Source organism: Streptomyces sp. KR55 (assembly GCF_052245645.1).
GTDB classification, from domain to species: Bacteria; Actinomycetota; Actinomycetes; order Streptomycetales; family Streptomycetaceae; genus Streptomyces; species Streptomyces flavusporus.
The window spans coordinates 1-7,269 of sequence record NZ_JBQQCE010000489.1 but is presented as its reverse complement, the minus strand read 5'-3'; the positions used below and the strand labels follow the sequence as shown (position 1 = coordinate 7,269).

Sequence of the window (7,269 nt, the reverse complement as noted above, 5' to 3'; positions counted from 1 at the left end):
GATCCACCCCCCAAGGTGCTGCCGACGTCGACGGACAGCCGCCAACCCAATTTTCACGCCGGGGCAAGGCGTCACGCAGGGATACGCACACTGTGGTGGAAGCCGGGATCATCCAGTTCCATGGCCATGGCGTACTTGAAGTCGATGCGGCAGCGCACCGCCTCGGCGCCCTGCCGGTCCGACAGGCCGAGCACGAACTGCAGCACACAGACGGTGGCCAGCTGGGCGGGCGAGTGGCCGGGCCGCCCGTCGCGCGGATACCAGTCGGCGAAGTCCTCGTCGCGCCACAGTCCGTCCAGCCGGTCTCTCACCCACATCGCCGTCGTACCGCCCGGGTTGCTCGCCCGCGCGATCTGCGCGGTCAGAGACGGGACTTGCTCGCCGGAACGGGGACGGAGGGACAATGAACACCTCGACAACTGCAACGGCCTTCGAAACAGCCCCGAGCATGCCCTCTGATCATGCTGCCGCACCGGGAAACTCCAAGATCCCCGACAGAGTCAAGCTCAGAAGGTGTTTTTCTTCCTCCCTGATGTGACCGGTAGGGCGGTGTCGGTGGATCAGCTTCCTGGTGACAGGTGCGTTGTGCGTCGGTCGTGGTCCTACCGGATTCTGGTGCTCATGGACGGGTTGGTTGTGTGCGCCGGGTGCGCGAGCTCGCGGTGAGCTGATCATCGCCCCGCAGTATGAGACAGGCGGCTCGTCGGGACAGCTGTCATTTTCTCGTTCTTGCCGCTCTCGCCTGCCGCGTGGCGTTCACCCTGCCCGTTCGAATCCGGCGGTGCGATGCCACAGCGTTGCGCCGCGTGCGGGACATGTGAGTGACGCTCGGTTAGGTAGTTCGAGTAGCGCCGTCCCCTCGTTCGAGATCTCCCGGACAGGCTCTGACCTCGGGAAACGGCTGGTTAGCCACGCTGTGGAACAACCGCCGGCTCTTTACGCTGAGTTGCAGGGGCGCCCGCTCCTGTGAAGAACTCTCGAAGCTGAGGAGCATGACTTGAGCGACCTCGTACTGCTCGCAGGCGGATCGGTGACGATGACCCACCACGTCACCGGAACCTACTTCATGTGCAACGACTGGCACGACGGTGTCGGCAACCACACCCAGACCTGGGCACAGGACCCCTTCGCCAAGGACAACAACTCGCACCGGTGGTTCCTGCGGCAGAACGCCGACGGCACCGTGCGCATCGAGTCGTACGCCAACCACCGCTGCCTCACCGCAGGGGCCAACCCGCCCGACACCGTGACCCTGCGAGAACGCACGGACAGCCTCAACCAGCACTGGCAGCTGGTCTCCCACGCAGAGCGAGGCAATGACTTCTACCTGGTCTCGGTCGTGCACCCGCGCTACGCCCTGGCCATCGCCGACCACCTCCAGGGCAACGACCGGCTGGTGGGCCTGACCCGCATGTGGGGCGGACCCAACCTCTCCCAGTTGTGGCGGATTTACCCCTCGTCCGAGGACCAGGGCTGACTCCGCACCAGCACGAACGCCGCCATCGCGGGAGTTCTACCTGAAGCGAGCCGGTCCATCAGTGGGTGGCCGCCAAGCGTCAGCCGGGACGGCGATGCAACGGCGGTCACCCGCAGACGGCGTCACCCGCAGTCTTCCGCAGTCCTTTCAGGGCCCGCATGAGCTGACCGGAAAACATGAGGGAGTCTTCTCATGAGCCTGGCCGCCACCCATACCCTCGCGGCCCCCCTGGAGCTCCGCGGGCCGAAGTATCCCTTCCACATCACCAAGGAAGAGGAACGGCAGTTGCGCCTCAAGGGCGCCGAGGCCGTCCCGTCGCTGGTGATCGGGCAGGCCACCTCGTTCGACGAGTACGCCCGCCAGCTGATGATCCCGTCAGCCGTCATGGACCTTGCACGCAAGGCCGAGCACCTCCGCCTGTCCGCGTGGGAGGTCGAAGCGATGCGCAAGCATCTGGCCCCCGCCGCCGAACCCGGCGACTAGGTAGGGCTGCTGCGCCAGATCCTGCTGGAGAAGTACAAGCACGACCAGACTCATCCGCCGTACATTCGCGTCGCCTGCACCGGCCGGGACGACTACGACCGCCTGGCCACCGAAACACGGCCGCCTCCACCCCGACGACCACCCCAAGGGCGACATCGGCTCGCCTGCCGTCCTGGAGATCTGGCCGGCGCAGCACTACTCGCCCATCCCGTCCTCCGCACCCCCGGCGAGGTCGCCCGGGACGCGACGATCGCCGAGCTCCGCAAGCAGCTTCGTGAGGCGAGAGCCGAGATCACGCAGCTCAACGGCAAACTCGACGCCCTTGCAACGGTGACCGCGAACCTCTACCACGAGAACCTCGCCCTGAAGAAGCGCGACAGCGACCGAAGGCTCGCCTCTCTCCCCTCCGCCAACTGACAAGCTGCATAAGCCCCTCTCGCCCTACCTGACCGAGCACATCCGCCGCTTCGGCGAATACTCCACTCGAAGCTGCCGTCGCGGTCCCGAGGCACCACGATCTCGACGGGGCCGACGTCGGTCAGCACGGTCTTGGCGCGGACGTCGTTGCGGGAGTCCCCGCTGCCGACGCCGGCCGGGTCGTGCTTCTCGTAGCCGAGGTGGTCGGTGATCTCGCCTTCCAGGGCGGACTCCAGCACGCGCTTGGTCAGCTGCTGCAGGAGTCCACCCTCACCGGTCTACTGGAGCCCGCCCGCGCGGGCCCGGTCGACCAACTGCCCGATCAACTGGTCATCCAGCAGATCCGCCGACAGCTCGACCGGCCGGACCTCTTCAACCGCCTCGATAGAGGCAGTCACGTCACTCATCAGGTGCTCTTCCTTGATCGGGAGTTACACCGAAGACCGACCGTACAGACCCGCTCGGCGCGATCATCGCGCCGAGCGGCCGGCCGACGTTTCGTCGCCTTCCTGTGCTCTATGACCAGGGCAGGACCAGGGCACCCCAGGCGACGACAGGGCCGAGGGCGACGACGCCGCCGGTGTAGCTGATGACCTGGCGGTAGAAGCGGCGGGCGTCGACGCCACGGGCGTTGGCCAGGACCAGGGCACCATTCGTGGAGAAGGGGGAGGTGTCGACGATCGTGGTGGACACCGCCAGGGCGGCGATCAGCCCGGCTGCGTTGAGGTGGCTGGAGAGCAGCAGTGGCACGGCGATGGGGATGATCGCCGTGAGGATCGCGGTGGACGAGGCGAACGCCGAGGTGATGGCCACGGTGAAGCACAGCAACAGGGCTACGACGATCGGGGCGCCCAGGCCCGCGGCGTGCTCGGAGATCTCCTCGATGATGCCGGCCTTCTCGAGCATTGCGATGTACGTCATCATGCCGGCGACCAACAGCAGCGTGGACCAGCTGATGCCGTCGACCGCCTTCTCCTGTCGCTTCATGTCCACCAGGGCCAGTAGGGCTCCCGCGACCAGGGCCAGGAAGCCGATCTCCAGCTGGAAGCCGAGCGCCCCGACGACGAGGGCGAGCAGGCAGGCGAGAGTCAGCCACTGCCGCCAGTCGGGCTTGCCGGAGACGGCGAGGTCCTCGTCGTCGCCGGTCGCGTCGTCTCTTTCGGCCAGTGGAACAGGACGCTTGGCCAGCAGCGCGTAGGTGAGCAGTGACAGCACCAGGTTGATCACGAAGCTGGCGGTGAACAGCGCGACGGGAGACACGTGCAGTTCGGTCTTGTCGACCAGGCCGAGGACCAGCGCACCGGAGACGGCGAGCGGGGAGAACGCGCCCGCGTGGCCGCCGCTGATCACCAGCATGCCGACCACCAGCGGGTTCAGCTTGTAGCGGTGGGCGAAGTTCATGCCGATCGGCACGAGGATCGCGACGGCGGCCGGGGTGAACGTGCCGAACGCCGTCAGCAGGGCGGCAACCAGGAACAGCACCCAGGGGATGAGCGCGACCTTCCCGCGCACCAGCCGCACGCCGGCCGCGACGAGCAGGTCGATGGTGCCGTTGCGGCGGGCGACGGAGAACAGATACGTGACCCCCACGATCGTCACGAACAGCTTCACCGGAAAGCCTTCGAAGATCTCGTCCTCGGTGAGGCCGAGCGAGGCAGTGCCGACCGCGAAGGTCGCGACGAAGGCAAGAATGCCCAGGTTGATCGGCAGTACGGTGCCGATCACGAACATCACCAGCAGCGCGCCTATGGAGATCACTTCAGGAGACATCTTTGTTCCTTGGTGCAGGAGGGGACGGGAGTGCGCGCCCCGAGGGCGCGAGGCTACCCCGGTGTGGACGGCTGGGGACCGGCCGCCCGAGGCGAGATGTGTCCCGGTCAGGAAGCCTTGCGTGCTCCCCGTTCCGGTACGTAGATGCGTGCGTCGGCGAGCAGCCGGGCGGCCCGCTGCACGGTGACCCGCTCCGGGACGCCGTCGCGGACGTCCGAGCAGCGGACCGCCACGACACCGGCGGGGGTGCCCAGGCGCAACCATTCGCCGGGCTCTCCGGCGGCGGCCCGGGAGACCACGGAGTCCTCCAGCAGGCTCGCGGCCGCGACGGCGACGGCGGAGGTGAGACCGATCGCCGGGTGGGGGGCGTTCATGGTGAGCATGCGTACCGAGACGTCGTAGTCCTCGGCGGTGACGGGTTCGCCCAGGGTGGTGGTGTACGGCACCGGGGGGCCGATCAGGCCCACCTTGGGTACCGCGTCGCCGGGCTGTTGCCCCGGCTCGAGGAGTCCCATCAGCGGTGCGGCCGCGTGCCGGACCGCGCGCAGCCACGGCACGTCGGCGCGCATCTGGTCCGGGGTCTCGGCGCCGGTGCGACCGGCGCTGAGCGCGTCCACGAGAACCACGGGAGCGCCCGCGTCCACCATGCTCACCCACTGCGGCGCCGCGGTGCCGAGCCGCAGTTCGTCGGCCGCCCGCCCGGTGGGCAGCAGCGAGCCCGTCGTGCCGCCGGCCGGGCGGAGGAAGGTGAGGCCGACCGCCACGCCGCCGGCCCGGGTGCCCGGCACGGTCTGGTCGCCGAACTCGTGCACCACGCCGCCCGTGGTGTCCACCACGCCTTCCAGCAGCGCGCCGGTGTTGCTGTTCCGCATCACCACGCGGGTGCGGTCACCGGTGACGGGCACCAGCCCCTTCGCTACTGCGTACAGGGCGATGCCCGTGGCGCAGTTGCCGCAGTTGCTGGTCCACTCCACCGTGCCAGTGCCGATGCCGACCTGCGCGAACAGGTAGTCGACATCCACGGCGGGCTCGGGTGAGACACCGACGACGGCGGCCTTGGAGGTGGTCGGTGTCGCTCCGCCCACCCCGTCCAGCTCCACGGGGTCGGTGGAGCCATAGGCGGCGACCAGCAGCTTCTCCAACTCGCTGCGGTCGGTGGGGACGTGGACCTGGCTGAACAACCAGCACTTGCTGGTGCCGCCACGTACCAGGGTCGCGGGAGTGTGCACGGCTTCGGGCTCTTCCTGTGTCTCATGGGAAGGAGAGCGCCGGGCGGACGGTTACGGGCGTGTTGCGATCCGGTGAACCGCTCGGCGAATGCGACGACCTTCGCAGACGCGCGACTTGGGCACAATGGCAGATTCCTTCAGTACGGTTTAGCTCAGCTAAACTCTTCGCATGCTGAACGTGCGCCGTCTGCTGCTGCTCACCGAGGCCGCCGAGCGCGGCTCGCTCACCGCCGCCGCGGAGGCGATGGGAATGACCACCTCCGCCGCCTCCCAGCAGATGTCCCTGCTGGAACGGGAGGCCGGACAGCCCTTGATCGAACGGCTGCCGCGCGGCATCCGTACCACCCCCGCAGGCGCCGCCCTGGCCGAGCGGGGCCGGGTCATCCGCCGCGAACTGGGCGCAGCCGAGGCCGATTTGGAGTCCTTCACCGACCTCGACCAGGGCACACTCAGGCTCGGCTCCTTCCCCACCGCCAGCGCCTCGCTGCTGCCGCTCGCCCTCACCCGGTTCAGCCACCGTCACCCCGGCGTGCGGATCGTGGTACGTGCCGGAGTCCTCGACCAGCTGCGCGAGATGCTGCACACGGGCGAGGTCGAGCAGGCGCTGCTGTGGGACTACGAGTGGAACCGCATCGACGACGACGCCCTCGCCGTCACGCACCTCCTCGACGACCCGACCGTGCTGGTCGTGCCCGCCGACTCCCCGCTGCGCACCCGGCCAACGCTGCGCCTCGGCGACCTCGCCGATCAGGAGTGGATCATCCGCGCCGACAACCATCCCGTCGCCGACGTTCTGCGCCGCAGCTGCCGCCGGGCCGGGTTCGAGCCGCGTATCGCCTATGCCTCGCACGACTACCAGGAGGCACAGGCCATGGTCGCGGCCGGCCTCGGGATCGCCCTCGCTCCCCGACTCGCCCTCACCAGCCGCCGCAGCGACGTCCGCCTGCTGCCCTTCGGCTCCGACGTGCCCGCTCCCACCCGCCGCATCCTGCTCGCCCGCGCCGCGACCCGCGCCGCGACCCCACCCGCCCAGGCCATGGCCCGCGTACTGCGCGTGGTGGCACAGAAGTTCACCGAGGCCGGCCTCGACCGCACTCAGCTCGGCGCTGTGCGAAGAGGCGGACCCGGACGCGTCTGAGAACCACTGCGGAATAGAGGTGAGGGGGCGCCGCTTGCCCTTTGCGCTGGAGGTAGTGTGCGTGCCCACGCCCTCCGGCATCGCCACCCTGCGTGCTGCCCCACCGCGGGCGCCGCCTCCGCCGCCAACGGTGCGGCAGGTGACCTCGGGCTCGAGCACGAGGCAGCCGAGCTGTACAGGAGGATGGCAGCGTTGCGGCAGCGGCCACCTACGAAGATTGAACGCTTCGTGGGTGAACAGTCCCGCACTTCGTCAGCCCAGCACCCCCCAGCTCCACCCGAAGGGATGAAGTTACTCAACTCCTTCTGAGCTTGACGTTTAACGTGGGCGGGCTTGGTGTTGCTTGATCGACTCGGCGCGTTTGAGCGTCTTGCCGACGTCGTGGTGCCTGGCCCGGTGCTTGTTCTTCGAGCCTGCAGGCCGTCCCGGCCCTGGCCGGGACGGTTTCGGTGCGGCCGCCGGGCGGGCCGTGGTCGCGCGGACGTTGCGAAACCCCCGCCGCACCCGTGCGGGGGTGAGGCGGCGGGGCTCGGCCGGTCGTTCCCAAGGGCGGCGAAGATCCTCGGCGAGGGGTCGGGCCAGGCGGAGCTGGGTGTGGGCGGCGATGATGAGCCAGGTCCACAGGTCGGCGGTGTCCGCGTGACGGACCTTCGGGGCGGTCCAGCCGAGGGTTTGTTTCATGAGCCGGAAGGTGTGCTCAAGATCGAATCTGCGGAGGAAAGACTGCCACCAGCGTTCCACGTCCGCCGGTGCGG

General features: G+C 68.7%; 7 protein-coding genes and 2 pseudogenes. 3 read left to right on the top strand and 6 right to left on the bottom strand.

What is annotated here, in order from left to right; genetic code table 11:
• Positions 1-71 precede the first annotated feature (71 nt).
• Positions 72-404 (bottom strand): transposase, encoded by a 333-nt coding sequence (locus tag ACTWQJ_RS42855; protein WP_443311819.1) that lies wholly within the window; start codon positions 402-404, stop codon positions 72-74.
• A gap of 593 nt (positions 405-997) precedes the next feature.
• Between ACTWQJ_RS42855 and ACTWQJ_RS42850 the strand changes: the two genes are divergently transcribed.
• Together ACTWQJ_RS42850 and ACTWQJ_RS42845 are read left to right on the top strand one after the other, a co-directional pair.
• The gene (locus tag ACTWQJ_RS42850; RefSeq protein WP_443311818.1) at positions 998-1,477 is read left to right on the top strand and encodes an RICIN domain-containing protein; all 480 of its coding nucleotides are present in this window, start codon (positions 998-1,000) and stop codon (positions 1,475-1,477) included.
• A 192-nt stretch (positions 1,478-1,669) separates the two neighbouring features.
• Positions 1,670-1,960: a hypothetical protein gene (locus ACTWQJ_RS42845; RefSeq protein WP_443311817.1), complete on the top strand. Its 291-nt coding sequence runs from the start codon at positions 1,670-1,672 to the stop codon at positions 1,958-1,960.
• Between the two features lie 482 nt (positions 1,961-2,442).
• On the opposite strand, the pseudogene ACTWQJ_RS42840 reads toward ACTWQJ_RS42845, so the two are convergent.
• The 4 genes and pseudogenes from ACTWQJ_RS42840 to ACTWQJ_RS42825 all read right to left on the bottom strand — a co-directional run.
• Positions 2,443-2,655 (bottom strand): annotated as a pseudogene (locus ACTWQJ_RS42840) (transposase); the annotation flags it as partial.
• Positions 2,656-2,784: a hypothetical protein gene (locus ACTWQJ_RS42835; protein ID WP_443311816.1), complete on the bottom strand. Its 129-nt coding sequence runs from the start codon at positions 2,782-2,784 to the stop codon at positions 2,656-2,658.
• 109 nt (positions 2,785-2,893) lie between these two features.
• Positions 2,894-4,147: an SLC13 family permease gene (locus tag ACTWQJ_RS42830; RefSeq protein ID WP_443311815.1), complete on the bottom strand. Its 1,254-nt coding sequence runs from the start codon at positions 4,145-4,147 to the stop codon at positions 2,894-2,896.
• 107 nt (positions 4,148-4,254) lie between these two features.
• Entirely contained in the window at positions 4,255-5,376 is a 1,122-nt protein-coding gene (locus ACTWQJ_RS42825; protein WP_443311814.1) for a PrpF domain-containing protein, read from the bottom strand.
• Positions 5,377-5,545: 169 nt separating this feature from the next.
• On the opposite strand from ACTWQJ_RS42825, the gene ACTWQJ_RS42820 reads away from it, so the two are divergent.
• The gene (locus ACTWQJ_RS42820; RefSeq protein ID WP_443311813.1) at positions 5,546-6,514 is read left to right on the top strand and encodes a LysR family transcriptional regulator; all 969 of its coding nucleotides are present in this window, start codon (positions 5,546-5,548) and stop codon (positions 6,512-6,514) included.
• A gap of 318 nt (positions 6,515-6,832) precedes the next feature.
• Here the strand turns inward: ACTWQJ_RS42820 and ACTWQJ_RS42815 are convergent.
• Positions 6,833-7,269, bottom strand: a pseudogene (locus ACTWQJ_RS42815) (NF041680 family putative transposase); the annotation flags it as partial.

Bases quoted from the DNA above. Each gene is read 5' to 3' on its own strand.
- ACTWQJ_RS42845 (WP_443311817.1), top strand. From the start codon at position 1,670: ATGAGCCTGGCCGCCACCCATACCCTCGCGGCCCCCCTGGAGCTCCGC.
- ACTWQJ_RS42835 (WP_443311816.1), bottom strand. From the start codon at position 2,784: ATGAGTGACGTGACTGCCTCTATCGAGGCGGTTGAAGAGGTCCGGCCG.
- ACTWQJ_RS42830 (WP_443311815.1), bottom strand. From the start codon at position 4,147: ATGTCTCCTGAAGTGATCTCCATAGGCGCGCTGCTGGTGATGTTCGTG.
- ACTWQJ_RS42820 (WP_443311813.1), top strand. From the start codon at position 5,546: ATGCTGAACGTGCGCCGTCTGCTGCTGCTCACCGAGGCCGCCGAGCGC.